General features: G+C 49.9%; 23 protein-coding genes. 8 read left to right on the top strand and 15 right to left on the bottom strand.

The window, feature by feature from the left end:
- Positions 1-43: 43 nt before the first annotated feature.
- From AC8GE9_RS01300 to puuE, 5 genes are all read right to left on the bottom strand, one after another.
- Complete coding sequence (locus AC8GE9_RS01300; protein ID WP_506675311.1) at positions 44-415, bottom strand: hypothetical protein; 372 nt, start codon at positions 413-415, stop codon at positions 44-46.
- A 45-nt stretch (positions 416-460) separates the two neighbouring features.
- The gene (locus tag AC8GE9_RS01295) at positions 461-1,492 is read right to left on the bottom strand and encodes a threonine aldolase family protein (protein WP_506675310.1); all 1,032 of its coding nucleotides are present in this window, start codon (positions 1,490-1,492) and stop codon (positions 461-463) included.
- Between the two features lie 58 nt (positions 1,493-1,550).
- Positions 1,551-2,069, bottom strand: a complete 519-nt coding sequence (locus tag AC8GE9_RS01290; protein WP_506675309.1) for a 4'-phosphopantetheinyl transferase family protein — start codon at positions 2,067-2,069, stop codon at positions 1,551-1,553.
- Positions 2,070-2,300: 231 nt separating this feature from the next.
- Positions 2,301-2,666, bottom strand: a complete 366-nt coding sequence (locus AC8GE9_RS01285) for a DUF6072 family protein (protein WP_506675308.1) — start codon at positions 2,664-2,666, stop codon at positions 2,301-2,303.
- 99 nt (positions 2,667-2,765) lie between these two features.
- Entirely contained in the window at positions 2,766-3,716 is a 951-nt protein-coding gene (gene puuE / locus AC8GE9_RS01280) for an allantoinase PuuE (RefSeq protein WP_506675307.1), read from the bottom strand.
- A gap of 270 nt (positions 3,717-3,986) precedes the next feature.
- On the opposite strand from puuE, the gene AC8GE9_RS01275 reads away from it, so the two are divergent.
- Both AC8GE9_RS01275 and AC8GE9_RS01270 read left to right on the top strand, forming a co-directional pair.
- Positions 3,987-5,087, top strand: a complete 1,101-nt coding sequence (locus AC8GE9_RS01275) for a tartrate dehydrogenase (protein ID WP_506675306.1) — start codon at positions 3,987-3,989, stop codon at positions 5,085-5,087.
- Positions 5,088-5,122: 35 nt separating this feature from the next.
- Positions 5,123-5,887, top strand: coding sequence for an aldolase/citrate lyase family protein (locus tag AC8GE9_RS01270; RefSeq protein WP_506675305.1), 765 nt, complete (start codon positions 5,123-5,125; stop codon positions 5,885-5,887).
- A 4-nt stretch (positions 5,888-5,891) separates the two neighbouring features.
- Here AC8GE9_RS01270 and AC8GE9_RS01265 read toward each other — a convergent pair whose 3' ends face one another.
- Positions 5,892-6,872, bottom strand: a complete 981-nt coding sequence (locus AC8GE9_RS01265; protein ID WP_506675304.1) for a ketopantoate reductase family protein — start codon at positions 6,870-6,872, stop codon at positions 5,892-5,894.
- Positions 6,873-7,018: 146 nt separating this feature from the next.
- Here AC8GE9_RS01265 and AC8GE9_RS01260 point away from each other — a divergent pair, with 146 nt between their 5' ends.
- Positions 7,019-7,423, top strand: coding sequence for a DoxX family protein (locus AC8GE9_RS01260; protein WP_506675303.1), 405 nt, complete (start codon positions 7,019-7,021; stop codon positions 7,421-7,423).
- A 33-nt stretch (positions 7,424-7,456) separates the two neighbouring features.
- Here the strand turns inward: AC8GE9_RS01260 and AC8GE9_RS01255 are convergent, their stop codons facing one another.
- Positions 7,457-7,813 (bottom strand): hypothetical protein, encoded by a 357-nt coding sequence (locus AC8GE9_RS01255; protein ID WP_506675302.1) that lies wholly within the window; start codon positions 7,811-7,813, stop codon positions 7,457-7,459.
- Positions 7,814-7,886: 73 nt separating this feature from the next.
- Here AC8GE9_RS01255 and AC8GE9_RS01250 point away from each other — a divergent pair, with 73 nt between their 5' ends.
- From AC8GE9_RS01250 to AC8GE9_RS01235, 4 genes are read left to right on the top strand one after another with little or no spacing between them, the layout of a single operon-like run.
- The gene (locus AC8GE9_RS01250) at positions 7,887-8,459 is read left to right on the top strand and encodes a peroxiredoxin (protein WP_506675301.1); all 573 of its coding nucleotides are present in this window, start codon (positions 7,887-7,889) and stop codon (positions 8,457-8,459) included.
- Positions 8,460-8,465: 6 nt separating this feature from the next.
- Entirely contained in the window at positions 8,466-9,881 is a 1,416-nt protein-coding gene (gene phrB / locus AC8GE9_RS01245; protein ID WP_506675300.1) for a deoxyribodipyrimidine photo-lyase, read from the top strand.
- Positions 9,882-9,891: 10 nt separating this feature from the next.
- Positions 9,892-10,374: a glutathione peroxidase gene (locus tag AC8GE9_RS01240; protein WP_506675299.1), complete on the top strand. Its 483-nt coding sequence runs from the start codon at positions 9,892-9,894 to the stop codon at positions 10,372-10,374.
- A gap of 50 nt (positions 10,375-10,424) precedes the next feature.
- The gene (locus tag AC8GE9_RS01235) at positions 10,425-11,210 is read left to right on the top strand and encodes a DUF3298 and DUF4163 domain-containing protein (protein ID WP_506675298.1); all 786 of its coding nucleotides are present in this window, start codon (positions 10,425-10,427) and stop codon (positions 11,208-11,210) included.
- Here AC8GE9_RS01235 and AC8GE9_RS01230 read toward each other — a convergent pair.
- The 5 genes from AC8GE9_RS01230 to mltG all read right to left on the bottom strand — a co-directional run bounded on the left by AC8GE9_RS01230 (position 11,207) and on the right by mltG (position 15,501).
- A complete protein-coding gene (locus AC8GE9_RS01230) occupies positions 11,207-11,899 on the bottom strand; it encodes an ankyrin repeat domain-containing protein (protein ID WP_506675297.1) in 693 nt (230 codons plus the stop codon). The genes AC8GE9_RS01235 and AC8GE9_RS01230 overlap by 4 nt on opposite strands.
- 100 nt (positions 11,900-11,999) lie before the next feature.
- A complete protein-coding gene (locus AC8GE9_RS01225; protein WP_506675296.1) occupies positions 12,000-12,770 on the bottom strand; it encodes a TatD family hydrolase in 771 nt (256 codons plus the stop codon).
- Between the two features lie 18 nt (positions 12,771-12,788).
- Positions 12,789-13,859, bottom strand: a complete 1,071-nt coding sequence (gene holB, locus AC8GE9_RS01220; RefSeq protein ID WP_506676292.1) for a DNA polymerase III subunit delta' — start codon at positions 13,857-13,859, stop codon at positions 12,789-12,791.
- On the bottom strand, positions 13,856-14,494 hold the full coding sequence (gene tmk, locus AC8GE9_RS01215) for a dTMP kinase (RefSeq protein WP_506675295.1): 639 nt from the start codon (positions 14,492-14,494) through the stop codon (positions 13,856-13,858). The genes holB and tmk overlap by 4 nt, the downstream gene beginning before the upstream one ends.
- Positions 14,491-15,501 carry an endolytic transglycosylase MltG gene (gene mltG, locus AC8GE9_RS01210; RefSeq protein WP_506675294.1) on the bottom strand — a complete coding sequence of 337 codons (1,011 nt, stop codon included), beginning with the start codon at positions 15,499-15,501 and terminating at the stop codon, positions 14,491-14,493. The genes tmk and mltG overlap by 4 nt, the downstream gene beginning before the upstream one ends.
- A gap of 104 nt (positions 15,502-15,605) precedes the next feature.
- On the opposite strand from mltG, the gene ygfZ reads away from it, so the two are divergent.
- The gene (gene ygfZ, locus AC8GE9_RS01205) at positions 15,606-16,658 is read left to right on the top strand and encodes a CAF17-like 4Fe-4S cluster assembly/insertion protein YgfZ (RefSeq protein ID WP_506675293.1); all 1,053 of its coding nucleotides are present in this window, start codon (positions 15,606-15,608) and stop codon (positions 16,656-16,658) included.
- Between the two features lie 15 nt (positions 16,659-16,673).
- On the opposite strand, the gene mmsB is transcribed toward ygfZ, so the two are convergent.
- Genes mmsB through AC8GE9_RS01190 form a run of 3 tightly spaced genes read right to left on the bottom strand, consistent with a single transcriptional unit; the run spans position 16,674 to position 19,905 of the window.
- Positions 16,674-17,564, bottom strand: coding sequence for a 3-hydroxyisobutyrate dehydrogenase (mmsB, locus tag AC8GE9_RS01200; protein WP_506675292.1), 891 nt, complete (start codon positions 17,562-17,564; stop codon positions 16,674-16,676).
- The gene (locus AC8GE9_RS01195; RefSeq protein ID WP_506675291.1) at positions 17,561-18,754 is read right to left on the bottom strand and encodes an enoyl-CoA hydratase/isomerase family protein; all 1,194 of its coding nucleotides are present in this window, start codon (positions 18,752-18,754) and stop codon (positions 17,561-17,563) included. The genes mmsB and AC8GE9_RS01195 overlap by 4 nt, the downstream gene beginning before the upstream one ends.
- A complete protein-coding gene (locus AC8GE9_RS01190; RefSeq protein ID WP_506675290.1) occupies positions 18,751-19,905 on the bottom strand; it encodes an acyl-CoA dehydrogenase family protein in 1,155 nt (384 codons plus the stop codon). Before AC8GE9_RS01190 ends, AC8GE9_RS01195 begins: the two co-directional genes overlap by 4 nt.
- Between the last annotated feature and the right edge of the window lie 9 nt (positions 19,906-19,914).

The raw sequence follows: 19,914 nt of genomic DNA, 5'->3' as shown, positions 1-19,914 counted from the left end.
TTCGCATTTTGAGGACGTCTTGTTTTTTGAGTAGGTCTAGTTGTTAGCAAGGATAGGCATCTTTCATTGCGAATATCAAAATGATCGATATTTCGTCGGTAGGTTTGAAACTATTCTTAGCGATGAATTTGGCCAGAACGGTATTTGTCAGGTCTCCCGTAATTTGCAGTGAATTCGGAGGACAAAAAATCATCGGTATTTTTTGTGTTTTGTTATAGACGTTTGCGAAAGTGACGCCTTGGCCCATGCCGGCCGTATAAGTATTGAGCATTTCTTTTTTGATTGGGTCCCGATTCCACTCTCGATACTGTGCAAGAGTAAGCCCTGAGGCGGAGGCATTCGCAACACTTGCAAGACCCAGTATGGCGATACACATTAAACGAATCATCATTGTGTTCATATGTATTTTATTCATATGCGTGATCTTAAAAAAAGTTGGAAATTAGATTGGAAGCCTTTGTTAAGTCTGTGCGTGTCTCGCAAGTAATGTCAATAATTGATTGACCTCATCCTCAGTCGTGTCCCAGCGACAAACAAATCTAGCAAGCTCTGGACCACGCCTGTAATACAACACTCCGTCGCGCGCGAGATGATCCAGCGCGTTGGCGCTCATTTCAACAAAAAGCTCATTGGCCTGCACCGGGGCGATGAGACGCGCGCCGGGCGTGCTGTGAATGCCTGTTGCTAATCGCTGAGCCGCTGCATTGGATTGGCGAGCGAGCTTTAACCAGAGATCATTTTCTACATAAGCTAAAACCTGAGCCGAGGCAAAACGCATCTTGGACCAGATCATGCCACCACGGCGAAGATGAAAGCCTATGTTTTCTGCGATCTCTGGATTAAAAACGACGATAGCATCGCTCAGTAACCCACCATTTTTAGTGACACCAAGTGAAAGAATATCTACGCCTGCTTTCCAGGTCATTTCTGCAGGGCTACAACCGAGATAGGCAAGGGCATTCGCAAAACGAGCGCCATCCATGTGCACCGTCAGATTTTTACCATGGGCGAGGGCACTGATACGGTTGATTTCTTCAACGGAATAAACAGCACCTAGATCAGTTGCCTGGACAAGGTTGACCGCGACGGGTTGACTCTTGTGCGCTTGCCCAAAGCCCGCATTGTTAAGCTGTGTTTCAAGCGACTCAGGGCAAACCTTGCCGTGAATCCCGCCAATGGGAGTGACCTTCAGGCCGCTACCAAAAAAACCAACGGCATTGCACTCAGAGGTATTGATATGTGCTTCAGGGCTGCAGTAAACAGCGCCAAACGGTGTACCTGTCGCGGCCAGGGCAAGTGCATTAGCGCCTGTGCCAGTTGGAATCGGAAAAACGCGCACAGAGGTTTCAAAGATTGTGCTCAGTGTCTCGTTGAGCTTGCGTGTGAGATCGTCCGCGCCGTAGCCGATGGCATTGCCTTGGTTCGCACGTACGATGGCCTCTACGATTTCGGGAGCAGCACGGCCACAATTGTCACTTCTAAATTCAAGCATGTGTTGAGTCATTTTTGGCAGGATTTCAGATCAAAGAATGGTTGTCATACCCATTACCTTAACCGAGATTGGCTGTCTCTTGAAGCCAGAGCGCTTCGTTCAGTGAGACTTGTGCGTGTAGCGCCTCAGGATGATGATGCGCCAAGGCGAGGATGTGACCAGAGGGCAGGATGCACTGCTTAAACTGCCAGTTTTTTGCGAGCGTATCCTTTGGAGATAAAAACCGGATGATAGGCTGAGGCTGTGCCTCTAGATCAAACTCAAAGGTTTGAAGTCCAGAGGTCAATCCCAGGCCCGTTGCTTTAACAAAGGCCTCTTTGAGCGTCCAGTACTTGAGCAGTTGAGTATGTTGATCTGTTTTAGCTTGTTGGTTTAAATCGAAATATTCGTTTGAGGTCAAAATGTCTAGTGCAATCTCAGAGATATTCTGTTCGCGTGATGTCGATTCAACGTCGATGCCTACAGGCCCAACCCTTGTCAAGGCAAGGGCGACCATGCCCTTGGTTTGAAACTGCCAATCTGCAGGTTTGATATCCGTATAGCTTGAGAGTGCCGCCCTTAACAAAGCATGCGCCACGAGATATGTAAGTCGGTCTTGTTCAAAGCGAAATGCCTTGAGAGAAGCGCGTTCAGTTTCAGAGAGCCAAGAGTGAAATTTCTGTTGTGTGGCTTGGTCGTTGAATTCTTCAGGCTTCGCGTACTGAGCGTGGATTTCGTTCGGGAATAAGAAAAAAGCGGACTAGGTCCGCTTTTTATTTTCGGCAAGAGTGAAGCACTCCTGCCACTAGCATGAAGTACAGACAACAGTTTAGGCAGCTACAGCGGCTTCTTTTTCAGCTTCGGCAGCAGCTTTTGCTTCGGCCTTCGCAGCTTTTGCAGCAGCACGTTTTTCTACGTTAGCTTGATATGCACCAGAAGCATGATCCCACAGAGATTTGTCAGTCACGGACTTTGAAAAAGAGTCAGCACAGACGAGTACGACACCAATCGGACCGAACGCGATGCGCGCGCCAATGCCAGCGACGGAGTGAAGGGCGCCATTTACAAATTGGCCGTCTAGCAACAAGCTAGCACCTGGCAAAACAGTTTCGCCAATAATCTTGACACCATTAGCAAGAACATTACCTGCGTTGGTGGATTGAACATCACTGCTGAGGGATTGAGCTTGGGTCATGAGTCTTCTTCCTGTGTGGGCGAAAAGGGCTACTGGACAAAAGGCCAGTCATCGAACGTAGTATGGCATTGTTTATTTGTGTAGACAACGAATTTCCTGTCAATTCCACACAAAAGGATGTTTTTCTTTCCAGTGTTGCGCAATATCAATACGTCGACATACCCAGACTCTGTCATGACGGGCGATATGGTCAAGGAATCTTTGCAAGCCAATCATTCTCCCAGGTCGACCGAGTAAACGGCAGTGCATACCAATGGAAAGCATTTTGGGGTGATCTTCACCCTCGGCGTAGAGCACGTCAAAGCTGTCACGCAAATATTCAAAAAAGTGCTGCCCCGTGTTAAAGCCCTGAGGGGTGGCAAAACGCATGTCATTCGTATCTAGGGTGTAGGGCACCACCAAATGAGGAAGTTTAGCCCCATCAGACTTGGTCACTTGTGTCCAAAAAGGCAGATCATCACCATAATTGTCACTATCGTATTCAAAACCGCCTTGCTCGACGACAAGTTGGCGGGTGTTGGGACTGTCTCGCCCCGTATACCAGCCCAAGGGCCATTGACCTTTAGTGAGGTCTTTAATGATGGCCGTGGCAGCTTGCATGTGCGCGCGCTCAGTATCGATGTCGATATTTTGGTAATGCAGCCAACGAAGGCCATGGCAGGCAATTTCATGGCCTTGCTCGAGAAAGGCCGCAGTCAGTTCTGGATGGCGCTTGAGGGCGACAGCAATGCCAAAGACCGTCAATGGAAGCTTTCTTTGCTCAAATTCTCTTAGTATTCGCCAAACGCCTGCGCGAGAACCGTATTCGTAGATCGATTCCATGCTCATGTGCCGTGCTGGATAGCTCTCGGCCCCAACAATTTCCGATAAAAAACGCTCCGAGCCTGGATCACCATCTAAAACCGTGTTTTCAGCGCCTTCTTCGTAGTTCAAGACGAATTGAACGGCGATTTTGGCTCGACCAGGCCAGTTGGCTTGGGGCGGGGTGGCGCCGTAGCCAACGAGGTCACGGGGGTAATGGTCGGCATGAAAGGAGGGGAAATGTTTCATCGGTAGGTCTCGAATTTTGGATTTTGAATTGCAACTGATATGACGCGGTCAAGATTGACAAGATAATATCTCTAACTCAACCATTTATCTCATTTTAATCGTGTTGTCATCATCAAAAAGAGCAATGACTTTTTGTCTCTTATCGATTCGTCTAGTTCTGCTAGACCAGCTCCGAAATAAGCCTTACGCTGCGGCGCAGCATCTTCAGGCGCGTATGTAGTCTGAAGGAAAAGAGTAAGATTCTGTATCTTTCAACAAGGGGATTAGCGCATGAGTCGCCCATTTCGTATTGCAGTATTGCCTGGTGATGGTATTGGTAAAGAAGTGATGCCTGAGGGCTTGCGGGTCTTGAAAACCGCCTCTGAAAAATTTGGTCTCAATCTTGAGTATCGTCATTTTGATTGGGCCTCTTGCGATTACTACGCCAAGACAGGCGAGATGATGCCCGCGGACTGGAAGAGTCATCTGCAAGATTGCGATGCCATTTATTTCGGTGCGGTGGGTTGGCCAGCGATTGTGGCCGATCACACTTCGTTATATGGCTCGCTCCTCAAATTCCGTCGCGAATTTGATCAATACATCAACTTGCGTCCAGTCCGCTTGTTTGACGGCGTGCCTTGCCCGCTTGCTAACCGCAAAGCAGGCGATATCGATTTTTTCGTTGTACGTGAAAACACCGAAGGCGAGTACTCTGCTGTCGGTGGAAAAATGTTCGAAGGCACTGACCGCGAAATCGTTCTGCAAGAATCGATTTTCACGCGTATCGGTTGCGATCGTGTTTTGCGCTTTGCTTTTGAAATGGCTAATCGTCGCGCACGCAAGCACCTGACCATCGCCACTAAGTCAAACGGTATTGCGATCAGCATGCCTTATTGGGATGAGCGTGCGGCTGAGGTTGGTAAAGATTATCCTGGCGTGACCACGGACAAGCAGCACATCGATATTTTGTCTGCACGTTTTGTGTTGCAGCCTGATCGTTTTGACGTGGTGGTGGCGTCCAACTTGTTTGGTGACATTCTGTCTGATCTAGGTCCTGCATGTACGGGCACCATCGGTTTGGCGCCTTCGGCCAACCTGAATCCAGAGCGTAAATTCCCTTCCTTGTTTGAGCCCGTCCATGGCTCGGCGCCGGATATTTACGGCAAAAATATCGCCAACCCGATCGCGATGATTTGGTCGGGCGCGTTGATGCTGGATTACCTTGGACGTGGTTTGCCTGCTGCCAATCAAAAGCCTTATCTTGAGGCGCATGATGCGATCGTGACCGCGATTGAACAAGTGTTGAGCCAAGGTCCTCACACACCTGACCTCGGTGGAAAAGCCAACACCACGCAGATCGGTGAGGCTATCAGCAAAGTTCTGTCTAAGTAATTTACCGTTATCAGTAATAAAGCCAAGGATCTCAGATGCCTGATTACACCAATCGGTTCAAACAATCTCTGAAAGCAGGGGAGGCAAACATCGGTTTATGGGTGTCGCTTCCCGATGCTTTCGCGACTGAGATTTGTGCGACCGCGGAGTTTGACTGGATGTTGTTGGATGGTGAGCATACGCCCACAGATCCGCTGACGATCCTTGGCCAGTTGCAGGCCTGCGCGGCTTACAACACGCAGGTTGTTGCGCGTCCGCCTATTGGTCAGACCCATTTGATTAAACAGCTGCTGGACTTAGGTGTTCAAAACCTGTTGATCCCGATGGTGGACACCGCTGAACAAGCCCAGGAGCTTGTGCAGGCGGTACGTTATCCTCCCCATGGCATCCGTGGCGTAGGCTATGGTTCCGCGCGGGTCTCCCGCTGGGACTCTCGCAAAGACTACGTCAAGGTGGCCAATGATGAGATATGTTTACTGGTCCAGGCTGAGACCAAGACGGGCCTGAGCAACCTAGATGCGATTTGTGCCGTGGAGGGTGTCGACGGCGTGTTTCTCGGCCCATCAGATATTTCTGCCGCACTCGGTCACCTGGGTAACCCCGGTCATCCTGAGGTTGTTGCGACGATCGAAAAAGGGATTGCCACCATCCTCAAGCACGGCAAGGCAGCAGGAATCTTGACGCCTGATAGGACCTTGGCGCAACACTACTTAAAATTAGGCTGCACGTTTGTGGCTGTGGGTGTTGATGCACGGGTGTTGGCCTTGGGTGTGCGAGAACTACGCGCGGCGTTTAAGTAGTTTTTTAACTGTCCTGCTCCATAGACTCTGAAAGTCCACGCATCAATCCAAGCATTAATTCGCAACGTGGTGCGGGCACACCATGTTCTTTGGCTAAGCCCACCGCAATGCCTAAGATAGCTTCATGCTCGAGCGTCCGTCCCGCCAAGACATCTTGCAGCATGGACGCACGATTCGAGCCTGAACGCTTGGTCGGTGTACACAGCTCATCGAGATCGATTTTGCCGCGAAGATCGGTACCGCAAGCCAAGGCAATATCCGTGACTTCCAGCATCACAGCTTTACGTAGCGCGATGATGTGGGGATTTTTATTCATCAGTGGCGTAGGCAGTCGCGTCAAAGCGGCCACGGGATTCAAGCCACAATTGATGAGTAGCTTGTACCAAATCTCATAGCGTAACTCTGTCGTCGCCAGCCCGCGAATACCTGAGGATTGAAAAATCTCGGCAACTTGGTGCAAGCGTTCCGTCTCTGTGCCCTCTGGTTCGCCAAGCATCCAACGATCTTTAGGTGCGCTGCGGATCACGCCAGGCTCAATGACCTCGTTTGGCGAATAAATCACACATCCCAAGGTTTTATCGCGGAGGCGATGCCAAAGCTCTCCTTGGGGGTCAAGAGGAAAGAGGGGAGTTTGAGGGACGTTCAGTCCTTTGTGCCACCACCAAGGGATCCCATTGAGAGCAAAGACTGCGACGCCGTTGGGTGCGAGTAAGGACTCGATCGAGGCAGCAGCCTCTGGTAAAGCTTGCGCTTTCAGGGTCACGATGACGACATCTTGTGGACGTAAAGTGCTTGGATTGTCCGTGGCATGTTGCGGGCGACCTGTATGGATTTCCTCACCGCGGGAAACTGTTAGGCCACGCTCTTTGATCGCTTGAAGTTGTGCACCGCGGGCAATCACTGAAATCTCATGTTTCCCGGCGGCACAAAGGCGTGCAGCCAGATGACCGCCCACAGCGCCAGCACCATAAATACAGACTTTCATCTACTCGCATCCTTTACTTTACATAATATACATTATGCGGTTATTACGTATGGATCATTTGATCTCTTTTAGGTTTTAATGCATCAGTCTCAATCATACCGAATCGCCGATTAAGATGCGTGACGTTAATAAATAAAGGAAACTGAATGAGCCACTTCGATGACTATGGGAAACTTGTGCTTCGCTTGTCTGTTGGTATCTTGATGTTGATGCATGGCTTGCACAAGATGATGAACGGCATTTCAGGAATAACCGCCTTGGTGCATGCCAACGGCTGGCCGGCCTGGGTGTCTTACGGGGTGTTTGTAGGCGAAATCATCGCTCCCGTTCTCATCATTATTGGTTTTATGACACGTCCAAGTGCACTCGTTTTGCTGCTTAACATGTTAGTTGCCGTGTATCTCTCACATACACACCAACTCTTTCATCTGACAAAAAATGGTGGATGGCTGTTGGAGTTACAAGGCTTGTATTTATTTGGCGCACTCTCGATTGCGCTGCTCGGTGCGGGTCGTTTCAGTGTTGGCGGGCTGAAGGGGCGCTTCAATTAAGTCGCCCTCTTAGCGAAATAGTCACCCTCTTACTTAGCGACTGATCCCAAATCTTGCTTTGATCTCTGCCATTTCTTTTACATACTCTAAGCGAGTCTGCGCGAGGCAGACTGGCTGATCTATTGGGGGTAATGTTTTGCACATGTCTACAGCGACTTGTTGAGCGGCAACAGATTCATTTCGAGCTGTTTCATACTTTTGCTCTGGCGAGACATCCTCTTGTGTCCAGCGGGCAGGCTCTGCGGGACGTTCATCTGGCCAAATAATGGGTGGAGGCGGAGGCAATGGCAGGTAACGTTGTGCGTGGCTGACGCCTCCTAGACTCAACCCAGACAAAATAGCTAAAAAAGATAATGTAACAATCAAGGATTTTTCGTATGGTTTAGTCATGTGATTCACCGTTGCGAGTGATAAATTGTTAATCTCAATTCATTCATCTATTCGTGTACGTTTTAAGATTTTTATGCTTAATCTCTGGGGCGAGGCCGTGATGCCAATATTGAATAAAGTTCTCCGTTTACTGAGCGCCCTGCTACTTTTCATCCCCGTAAGTACATCATACGCGCAACTGAAGGCTGGACAGGACGCGCCTGCGTTTGTTCTTGACGCTGCGTTGGCAGGTAAACCTTACCGATTTTCTTTACAGGATAATTTAAAAAAAGGTCCTGTGATCGTTTATTTCTATCCTAAAGCATTTACGAGCGGTTGCTCCATTGAGGCGAATCTTTTTGCTGAGGCCGCCGAAGAATTTTCTAAATACGGGGCCACAGTTGTAGGTGTTTCTGGTGATGACATCGAGACTTTGGAAAAGTTTTCACTTGGACCGTGCGGTGGCAAATTTGCGGTGGCTTCTGATGCAAAGCGCTCGGTGATGCGAGCGTATGAGGCGACTCTTTTTTTCACCACGAGTATGGCGAGTCGAATTTCATATGTTGTGACACCTGACTCTAAAATTTATTTTGTGCACAGTAGCTTGAACCCAGATCAACATGTGAGTAGCACGCTCGCTGCTGTCAAGCGCTGGCATGCAAGGTAACGGACTATGACGACACTTTGCTGGTTTCGAACAGATTTACGGCTGAGTGATCAACCTGCTCTCACCGCCGCCATGTCTCAACAAGATGCGCTTGGCTTGTTCATCATTTCGCCCTCTCAATGGGCTGAGCACGCAGACTCCCCTCATAAAGTGGACTTTTGGTTGCGTGCGTTACGCACGCTCTCTACATCATTAGCCAAACTAAATGTTCCACTCAACATCCTCACTGTTCCAGCTTGGTGCGATGTTCCACAAGCCTTGTTGACGTTTTGTCAACAGCATGCAGTGACGAAGGTACATTGCAATCGTGAGTTTGGTGTCAATGAGCGTCGGCGCGATCGAGCCTCCTATGCACGATTAGCCGAGCACGGCATTTCTCTCGTCGGTCATCACGGTAATACTCTGCTTATCCCGGGGACTGTTAAAACGGGCTCGGAAAATTACTACCGTGTCTTTACGCCTTTTTCTAAAGCCTGTCGTGAAAAGCTTCGGGTCGCACCTTATCACCCCTTACCGATTCCTCAGCCCCAAGCAAACATCTCAACGCTTGCGTCGGATCCGATTCCTGAGCGACTTGTTGGCTGGAGCCCTTCGACGCAGGCGATCGTTTCGGGTTGGCCTGCAAGTGAACAGGAAGCCCTGGACAGGTTGGCACAATTTGCAGATGAACGGATGTCGCAATACAAGCGTGATCGAGACTTTCCCGCCATTCCGGGTACCAGCACGCTGTCACCCTATCTTGCGTCGGGTTTGATTTCAGCCGCGCAATGCTGGCAACAAGCCTTGCGACTCAATCACGGTGAGCTTGGCACCGGCCAAGAAGGCATCACGACATGGATGAATGAGCTGCTATGGCGAGAGTTTTATCAGCATCTATTGCACGGATACCCTTCTCTTTCGATGCACCAGCCGATGAGGCCAGAGACCAACGCAGTCCAATGGCGTCAAGCGCCGACAGATTTTGAGGCATGGTGTCAAGCTAAAACGGGAGTGCCTATTGTCGATGCAGCAATGCGGCAACTCGTTCAGACGGGCTGGATGCATAATCGCTTGCGCATGGTAGTCGCGATGTATCTGACAAAAAATCTTCTGATCGATTGGCGTCTGGGGGAACGATTTTTTATGCAACATCTGATTGATGGTGAACTCGCCGCCAATAACGGCGGTTGGCAATGGAGTGCCTCGACAGGTGCCGATTCTGCGCCCTACTTTCGCGTCTTTAATCCGATCAGTCAATCCGAAAAATTTGATCCAGAAGGAGCCTTCATTCGCCACTGGTTGCCTGAGCTTGCTTCCCTTTCGAATAAAGAGATTCACGATCCGACCCCCATATCACGTCAGTCACTGAATTATCCCAATCAAATTGTCGATCTACGCAGCAGTCGGGTACGTGCGATCGAAGCCTTTTCATCCCTTCGCTAAGGACATCATCATGACTTTACCCGTCCTCGGTCTGCATACAATCACCGGCGATGAAGAGCCATTGAGTGCGTTTGTTGGAAAAGTGCTCTTGATCGTCAATGTCGCTTCAAAATGCGGTTTTACTAAGCAGTACAGTGGTTTGCAGTTGCTGCATGAGGAGTTTGCTTCGCAAGGCTTGGTCGTGATGGGTTTCCCATGCAACCAATTCGGACACCAGGAGCCGGGCGATGAAAAGGATATTCAGAGCTTTTGCGCCTTAAATTATGGTGTGAGTTTTCCGATGTTTGCCAAAATTGAGGTCAATGGTGCACAAGCCGATCCGTTGTATCAATGGCTTAAAAATAGCCGTCCTGGCCTACTGGGTACAGAGGCGATTAAATGGAATTTCACAAAATTTCTGGTGGGTAGGGATGGCGCGGTGTTAAAGCGCTTTGCACCCAATACCGCGCCAGAAGCGCTTCGCGACAACATCAAGGATGCCCTAAGATTCTGACGTTTCATTTCATTCGTTTTTTACTATTAGGTAGTGTCCTAGTCACTTTGATGGGATGCTATGACTCGAATGCACGTGCGAAAAAGAATCAACCCATTCCCAAGGTTGCGGTCAAAACAAATACAGCCTCTTCGGCTTTAGCCTCGAGCTTAAAACGTGGGCCTCATTATCGAATGTTGAGTACAACGCTGACCAAACCCAATTGTTCTGGTGAGGAGTGTCCTTCGATTACCTTTAAACGATTAGATTTTGACGCGCACCCTCGATTCAATGCATTTCTAGTGCGTTCGCAGCTCGAAATTGCCTTGATGGATGTCGGTCATAGCAAAACATTCATCAATTTAGGTGATTTGGCGAATACCTTTTGGAAAACTGCGGACGACCGTTACGAGATCGTTCTGACAGCTGAGGTCATACGAGATACGGCTTCGATTGTTGTGACTGAGCTCCATAGTTATGCTTACGCGGGCGGTGCGCATGGGATGTCAACGGCGATGTATGTGAATTGGTCCCCCACTCTGGATAAGATCTTTACTTTGAACGATTTTGTATTATCGGGACGGATGAAGGCTTTCGAGGAGGTGCTTAAAAAGAAGCACGCCGAGTGGCTGAAGGACAACGAGTTTGCCCAGGCGGATTTTGCGGCTTATCTTGAAACATGGCCCTTTGAGCTCTCTGACAATGTCGCTTTGATGCCAGATGGTATTGCTGTGACCTATGGACACTACGTCTTGGGGCCTTACGCTTTAGGAATGCCTACTATTTTGGTGCCCTACTCTGAGCTCAAAGGGATCATCAATAGAGGTTTATTGAAAAGGTTGAGAGCTCAGGACTAATTTTTCGCTTTTCGACTCTCAGCAATTTTTTCAAGTGCTGTGGCGAGCGACCTTCGACCTTCAGACTGCGCAGTTTCAATCGCATTTTGTGCTTTGAAATTTGAGAGTAAAGGGTCTGCGCCAGCTTTAATCAACGCTTGAACAGTGTCAGCATTGCCTGAGCGCACCGCTAAAATTAATGGCGTATCTCCATCTAAAGAGTGTTCATTGACGCTTGCGCCTTTGCTAATCAGCAATGACACTATTTTTGAGTGTCCCTTAATCGCTGCGTAATGCAATGCTGACCAACCAGGTTGGTTGACCTTGGCGCCCTTTGATAAGACTTGCTGAGTGCGTGGAAGATCCCCCACCAGTGCGGTGTACATCAGCGGCGTTTCGTTATACGCATTGGGTAGGTTGACATCGATTTTTGGGCTGGCCAACAGTACATCAAAGGCTTTCCAGGAGTTTTCCCTTGCCGCTAGGGTGAGCGGTGTTTGCTGATTAGGACTTTTCCTGTTTGGATCCATGCCTTTGCGGAGTAAATCCTTGAGCTGTTGATCATGATCGTTAATGATATAAAACCAGAAGTCTTTTGGATCGGCCGCCTTCGCAGGGCTCAGCAGAGCCATCCCGAGGCCGCCTGTCAGCAGCATCAGAATGAGTGTTTTGGAAGCGTACTGTCTGAGGTTCGAAAAAGTTAAAATCATAACCGGATCGCTTAAGTTTATAAATTGTTTAAATACAATAAGTTAAGTTAATAATATAAATAAAACATTAAATAATTTACTAAATATATTTAACTTGAAGTTATGTTTTTAACTTATTGAATAAATTGAAAAAATTGTTAGTTGAGGCATCCTCAATCTCTTTGGTGGTCGTGCCACGTAAAGTCGCGATCATTTCCGCGACATGAATGACTTTTGATGGGTCATTGAGCTTGCCACGGTGTGGCACAGGAGCCAAATAGGGTGAGTCAGTTTCAATCAGTATACGATCCAAGGGCATGCGCCGCGCAACGTCTTGCAGTTCGGTGGCCTTCTTAAAGGTCACAATCCCCGAAAAAGAAATGTAAAAACCAAGGTCCATCGAGGCTTGCGCGACTTCCCAGGACTCAGTAAAGCAATGCATGACGCCTCGTGCCTCTTGAGCCCCCTCTTCTTTCATAATATCCAGAGTATCTTGAGACGAGGAGCGGGTATGGATAATCAGGGGTAATTGAGTCTGCCTCGCCGCCCTGATATGCCGCCGAAAACGCTCACGCTGCCAAGAGAGATCACCCGTTAGGCGGAAATAATCCAACCCTGTTTCACCGATCGCGATGACTTTCGGATGGACGCTGCGCTCGATCAGGTCCTCGACGGTAGGCTCGATCGTGTCTTCATAGTCTGGATGTACACCAACAGACGCGTAGAGCTCGTCGTGTTGTTCGACAAGCTTAAGTAAACCTGGCCAATCTGGAAGATTGACACTCACGCACAGCGCTCGCCCGACGCCATTGTTTTTCATACGCTCCAAAATGTCAGGCATTTGGGCGGCAAGCTCAGGGAAATTGACGTGGCAATGTGAATCAACAAACATTTATATATATCCGGATACTTAAACTTGACAGGACTGCAAAAGTCTCTGCAGGACCGCCTGGGCAAATAGCTTTGCATTCAGGGGGTGACCCGCCACGCGCTTTTGCTCGTTGAGCCACGTTGTCAGCTGAGCCAATGAAACGGTTTGCTCGCGAGATCCGATAGCTTGGAGTTGCTTTTGCATAGAGGGATAGTAGCGACATGGCAGCCCATGGGCACTGAGATTCAGATCAATGGAGAGGCGTTGAAGTGCATCGAGCCAAGTTTTGGGGCTTGATTTAGCGAGTTTGTCTGCAATCGCACCCGTATCGATAGCGCGATTTTGTGCCAAACAAGTCAGAATATCAACAATCCAATCGGGGCAAGGACTGCTTTCGTTTTCTGATTGCTGTTTAGCTAAAAGCGGCGCCCCTCCTGCTGCAGCGAGCCATTCCTCCGAATGTGCGACGCCATTGACATTTAACCATTGTCGGGCAGACTCAACGCTTGGAGTCGCCAGAGGCAGACGTCTGCAGCGTGACAACAGTGTTGGTAAAAGTCGATCAGGTGCATCGGCCACCAGTAAAAAAATTGTTGAAGGTGGCGGTTCTTCGAGGACTTTGAGTAAAGTGTTACCAGAAATTGTTGTGAGCGACTCTGCGGGATAAATCAAGGCGACACGCCAGCCGCCACGATGGGTCGCATTGTTAAACCAAGGCTCCAGCGCGCGAATTTGCTCAACACGAATATCTTTTGAGGGCGCGCGCTTAGTCGAACCTCCGGGTTCGGGGGCGGAGACCTCCTCGACCGTCCCGGTCTCGTCCTCGACGCCAAGCTCAACGCCCTCTTCGACGGCGACGGCTTCGGGGCGGATCCGTTTAAGGTCTGGATGATTGCCTTTGGCAACCCAACCACAAGCTGGACACTGTCCGCAAGCAAGGCCTTGACGCGTCGACTCGCAAAGCAGCGAGGCGGCTGCCGCAAAGGCAAACTGACGCTTTCCGATCCCAGCGAGACCATGAATCAGCCATGCATGCGCAAAGCGTTCTTTCGCGCCAAGCCACTCGCGCGCAATATCAGTATGCCAAGGTAAAAATTGAGCTTGCATCAGACTTGTTCGCTCCGCACGACCAAGACATCAAGTTTTTGAGCCAAAGAAAGGCGAATGTCATCGATTGAGGCGGTAGCATCCACCACAAAAAAGCGCTCGGGATGCATGGCGGCTCGAGCGAGATAGACGGCACGTGTGCGAAGGAAAAAAGTATCCGCTTCTTGTTCGAACCGGTCTTTATCACGCGTACGCTCTAACCGCTCTCGTGCAATCTCAAGAGGCACATCAAAAAGCCAAGTGCAATCAGGTTGTAAATGTGGATGAACCCACTGTTCAAGTATGGCAATGCGTTCTGTGCCCATTTCACGACCTCCCCCCTGATAGGCAAAGGTTGCATCCGTAAAGCGGTCGCACACCACCCAGGACCCTGACGCGAGGGCGGGCTCAATGACCTCTCGGAGATGTTGGGCACGCGCGGCGAACATGAGAAGTGTTTCGCACTCTAAACTCATCGGTTCATGCAAGAGAAGCGCTCGTAGTTTTTCCCCAAGTGCAGTGCCTCCAGGCTCGCGCGTTGAGATGACATTGATGCCTTTGGCTTGAAGTTGTTCGACCGCCCAGCCGACATGGGTGCTTTTGCCAGCGCCATCGACGCCTTCAAAAGTGAGAAAAAGGCCGCGACGATGTTGATTCATGGTTTGCGACCTAAGATATATTTCGACACATTTTTATTGTGCTCGGGGAGTGTGCGTGCAAACGCGCTATTGCCGTCACCTTTTGACACGAAATAAAGAAAATCGTGTTTTTCTGGGTTCAGTGCGGCTTGAAGGGATGCGACGCCAACGCTAGAAATAGGACTCACCGGCAAACCTCCACGCGTATACGTGTTCCAGGCATGATCTGTCTGAAGATCTTTTTTACGAATTCTTCCGTCAAATGCTTCTCCCATGCCATAAATCACCGTCGGATCAGTTTGTAACGGCATATTCAGACGCAGTCTATTGATAAAAACACCGGCAATGCGCGCACGATCCGACGCTTTACCCGTCTCTTTTTCAACAATGGAAGCAAGAATCAGAGCTTGGTAGGGAGTACGCAGGGGCAAGTCCTCTTGTCGAGCAGCCCAAGCTCGGTCAAGAATGAGTTGCTGGGCGCGTGCTGCACGTTGAAGGATCTCAAGATCGGTTGTACCAATTGGAAAAATATATGTATCCGGAAAAAATAAACCTTCGGCGAAGGGAGCATCTAGGCTAATTTGTGTCAGCAGCTCTTTATCTGATACACCTTGAATGCTTTGCTTGATATCCGTATGTTGAGCAAGTGCAGCACGGATTTGCCGTAAATTCCAGCCCTCAACGAGCGTGATTTGACGCGACGTCACATCACCTTGCGCCATTCTGCGTAGTATCCGAAGTGGGCTATCGCCCTGAACAAGCTGGTATCCCCCAGCTTTTATTTTCGTATCCAACTCAGTCAATCGCGCCATGAGAACAAAGGCGCCTGGGTTGAGGGTCACGCCCGCTTGATTGATCTGAGTGGCGATACTGGCTGGGGTGGCCCCTTTGGGCACCAATAGATCGATTTTTGGGCTAGGTAAAGACAGTGGTTGGTTGACCCAGTAGTAGACCGCACCCATTGCGAAGGCAACGGCTACGATTAAAGGCAAGACCACATACAGGAATAGTTTATTCACGGCGCTCATAAGAGTGACAGTTTAATATGAGGGAGGAGTTTTCTAAACCAACTCCCTTAATATTGGCTTTATCTTGTTTGTTTTCTTTAAAAGTGATCGTGCTTCGAGGCCTTATGCATCCGTTTCTTCATTCTTCTGCTTGTCAAACTGCGTTGACTCAGGCCTCCGTATCCGTTTTTCCTTTGGCGATGCTGGGTGTCTTTGAGGCAAAAGGACAAGATGCGTTGACTTTTTTGCAGGGTCAGTTGACCAACGACATTGTGGCACCAGGCATCGGTCAATCCCGGTTGGCGGGGTATTGCACGGCGCAAGGCCGGTTGCTTTCGACCATGGTGATTGGGCAAGCACCCAGCACCGATGGGGTGCCTCTTGTCCGTGGCTTGATGCGCCAAGATATCTTAGCGAGTGTTTTAAAGCGCTTGTCGATGTTTGTGATGCGCTCTAAGGTTGTTATAAAACAGGCCGAACTCGAGGTCGTCGGAGTGGCGGCTTTACACGCAGAGATCCCTTCCTTGTCGACCGCACTCGGGCATCCCCTGCCACAAAATGCGTGGGAAACTTTTCATACTTCAACGGGGACTTGGATCGCAGTCCCTAATCTTATGAGTGCTCCCGCAGATGCGGTTCCCACCACCCGTTGGTGGTGGATAGCAGGACCAGAACATCAAATCGCTTGTGACAAGCTTGTTTTATATTGGACACAAGGTTCAACTGCGCAATGGGAGGCTCAAGACATACAGTTAGGTTTTCCTTGGATTGAGTCACTGACGCAGGATCTTTTTATCCCTCAGACACTCAACCTCGAGTTGATTGAGGGCGTGAGTTTCACTAAAGGCTGTTACCCAGGCCAGGAAATTGTGGCGCGGAGCCACTATCGCGGTACCGTTAAAAAACGCATGGCTTTGGGTAAGGTGACAACCAGTGCTGAGCTTGCACTGCTGCCAGGTTCAGATATTTTTGAAGCTAGTGATAGCGACCAAGCATGCGGTCGCTTGATTAATATTGCAACGATCGGCACAAGCACAGAAACAACACATTGGGTGCTCTTCGAAACATCATTCGATGCCTATGATCGACAACAGCTTAGAGCTTCTGCGCCGAATGGTCCTGTCATAGAAACCGTTGCACTACCCTATCCGACCCGAGAATCAGCATCCGGGTCTTGAGGTGCACAGTTGCGCTCAGTCTTCTCGTTTGATGAGGTTGACAATGCTGGAAAAATCTAGCTGACCATTGCCTTGGCTGCTATGCAGGGCGAAGAGATTTCGGGCCAACTCACCTAGCGCGATCACCGAGCCTGTGCTGATCGCGGCTTCTGAAGCAAGCCCGAGGTCTTTGAGCATTAAGTCCACACCAAACCCACCCGAGTAGCCTTTTGCGGCCGGCACGTTTTCCAGCACGCCAGGCCAAGGATTGTATTTTTCGATTGACCAGTTACACCCTGTACTTTTGGTAATAATTTCCGAAAGTACCTTTGGGTCCAGGCCGTTTGCAACGCCCAGTGCAAGCGCCTCAGCGGTCCCCGCCATGGCGATGCCAAGCAGCATATTGTTTGCAATTTTGGCGACTTGACCTGCACCCGCCGCGCCAGCGTGGAAAATATTTTTACCCATTTTTTCGAGCAGGGGGCGCGCTCGAGCGAGATCCTCAGCATTGCCACCAACGATAAACGTGAGTGTTCCGGCGATCGCTCCTCCCGTTCCACCGGAAACAGGCGCGTCAATCATTCTCAGCCCAAGCTCAGAGGCGGCATGCCCGACGCGGCGCGCGCTGTCGGCAGCGATCGTACTGCAATCGATCACTAGCGCTGTGGGTGGACAGTGCTTGAGCAATCCGTTGTCGCCGAGGTAAAGACCCTCGACATGTTTGCTTGCTGGCAGCATTGTGATGACAAACTCGGCATTTTCGACGGCTTGAGCGGCCGACGTGGCGCCATGAGCGCCCTGCTCTGTCAAGGTCAGTACAGATTTCGCCACGAGATCAAAGACGGTGACTTGATGGCCAGCTTTTAACAAGTTAGAGGCCATCGGACCGCCCATATTGCCCAAACCGATAAATGCAATTTTGCTCATGTAGTGTCTCCAAGGCGATGCAAAGGATGTTGTTCAGAAGGGAAAGGAAGTGAAAAGAATTTTTTAACCCAGTCCTCATCGGCTTGCGCAAGCGTTGGAGGATCCCATTTTGGTTGTTTGTCTTTATCAATCAGTAATGCGCGAATGCCTTCAGCAAAGTCGCCATGTGCAGCAGCCATCAGCCCTGCCAGCCACTCCACGCGATAAACATCAGCTAACGAGAGTAATTGGTTGTGCTCAAGCAAAGCAAAGGTTAGACGCGCTGAGCCCGGAGAGCCCGTCGCGAATGTTTTCGCGGCACGCTGAAGCCATGGATCTTGATGATCCGCGAGCTGCAAAATGTTGTGTGCAATTCTGTTGAGATCTGTTCCACCACAACATTGACGAATCAGTGCGAAATGTTCTTGCAAAGGCTTGATCGAGGGATCAGGCGCACAGGCGTGTTGCAAGATTAAAAGATGCAGACGATCATGATTGCGCGAGAGGGATTTTTTTTGATCCTCTGAGAGTGCGGCATCGCTCAACTCTGCCACAGGTTCCCAAGTTTCAGCGCAGAGTGTTTCTACAAGCGTGTTGAGCGTGTCACGTCTCAGGTGATAATCAGCCATACCTGCAAAAAGAGCATCGTTTGCACCGAGTTGAGCGCCAGTCAGTCCGAGAAACAAACCCGCACGACCAGGGATTCGACTCAGTAGCCACGTTCCGCCAACATCCGGAAACAACCCAATCGAAATCTCAGGCATCGCCATGCGCGTGGTTTCCGTGACAATGCGATGGCTTGCACCCATCATGAGCCCCATTCCACCTCCCATCACAATGCCGTCTCCCCATACCAAAATGGGCTTTGCGAAGGTGTGAATGCGATAGTCGAGTGCATACTCTTCAGCAAAAAAAGTGGCGGCATAATGGTTATCGACGGGATTCCCTGAGATATTTTCTTTCATGCTGTGATGCAAGGAGTGAAGATCACCTCCTGCGCAGAATGCCTTATCACCGGCACCTTTGAGTATGACGAGCGCAATCTTTGGGTCTTGGGCCCAAGTTTCTAATTGACGACTCAGTTGTCGCGTCATTTCCAAGGAAAGACCATTGAGTGTTTTAGGTGCATTCAGTTGCGCAATACCAATGTTGCAGCCTCCAACACTGCTTAGCTCCTCAATCAACACTAAATCTTGTAGGCCCGCCGTCATTTCAACTCTCCATTTTTATCTAGGTATTGGCGCGCAATGATGACGCGCATAATCTCATTGGTTCCCTCAAGGATCTGGTGTACTCGTGTGTCGCGCACCAGCCTCTCGATTGGGTAGTCCTTGAGATAGCCATAGCCACCCAGTAATTGTTGCGCATCCAAGCAAACATTAAAGCCTGCGTCTGTCGCAAACCGTTTTGCCATTGCGCAGTAGGTTGTTGCATCTGCTGCGCCAGCGTCGAGTTTACAAGCGGCAAGCCTCACCATTTGTCGTGCTGCGACCGTGTTGGTGACCATGTCCGCAAATTTAAATTGCAGCGCCTGAAAGCTTGTGAGAGGTTGATTGAATTGCGTACGGTTTTGCATGTAATGTCGAGCTGTCTCGATGGCTCCTTGTGCAGCACCGACTGAGCATGTCGCAATATTGATCCGACCCCCATCAAGGCCTCGCATCGCAATTTTGAAGCCCTCGCCCTCTTGGCCCAAAAGATACTCAAGAGGAATATTGACATGTTCAAAGGTGACAGACCGGGTGCTTTGGCTGTTCCAACCCATTTTTCGTTCTTTGCGTCCGTAAGTGATACCCGGGGAGTTGCTAGGAACAGCAAAGGCTGAAATACCACTCGCACCCGCGGCACCGGTACGCGCCATGACGATTAAGAGATCAGTTTCACCTGCACCGGAAATAAAAGCTTTGGTGCCATTGAGTACGTAACGTCCTTGTTCGATTTTGGCAGAGGTGCGTAAAGAAGCAGCATCTGAGCCCGCTCCAGGCTCAGTGAGACAATATGAAGCGAGCTTTTCGCCCGTCGACAAGGAAGGGCCCCAGGTTTGGCGCAGCTCTTCACTGCCCCACTGGCCCACCATCCACGTGGCCATATTATGGATCGTTAAAAAGGCTGTCGTTGAGGGGTCGATGGCCGCCATTTCTTCGAAGACAAGACTCGCATCTAAACGTGAGAGCCCGAGCCCGCCAATCTCTGTTGAGGCATAGAGACCACAAAAGCCAAGTGCGCCCGCTTGGCTCAGCGCTTCACGTGGAAATATCTCGTTTTCGTCCCAAAGTGCAGCTTGCGGAGCAAAAACACCTACGGCAAAATCTTTAGCAACTTGGACAAAAGCGATCTGTTCTTCGTTGAGTTCTATGTCCATCCTTATCTC

The sequence above is a fragment of the Zwartia lucis genome, assembly GCF_965234455.1.
In the GTDB taxonomy this organism is placed as follows: Bacteria; Pseudomonadota; Gammaproteobacteria; order Burkholderiales; family Burkholderiaceae_B; genus Zwartia; species Zwartia lucis.
This window is presented reverse-complemented; position numbering and strand designations above follow the sequence as displayed.